This window comes from Maritalea mediterranea, assembly GCF_021568695.1.
Lineage (GTDB): Bacteria > Pseudomonadota > Alphaproteobacteria > Rhizobiales > Devosiaceae > Maritalea > Maritalea mediterranea.
Map to the genome: position 1 here is coordinate 1 of NZ_JAKGTI010000018.1, position 230 is coordinate 230.

Annotated in this window: 1 pseudogene; it reads right to left on the bottom strand. The window is 64.8% G+C overall.

The window, feature by feature from the left end:
- Positions 1 to 230: pseudogene (locus tag L1I42_RS16200) on the bottom strand (beta-ketoacyl synthase N-terminal-like domain-containing protein); the annotation flags it as partial.

The following is a 230-nucleotide window of genomic DNA, read 5'->3' on the forward strand; positions in this document are numbered from 1 at the left end:
CATCCTCAAAGGCCAGTTTCATGGCCCGCACGCCGCCCGCGCCGCCGGGGGCCAACGCCGTCAACTGATAGGCATCAGCACAAGTGCCATAACCCAACACCGTACCCAGAATCGTCGCCCCACGCGCCCGCGCATGGCTCTCGCGCTCCAAAACCAGCGTGGCTGCCCCTTCCGAAAGCACACACCCCGCATGGTCCTCATCAAAGGGCCGTGAGGCTTTCGCTGGCTCA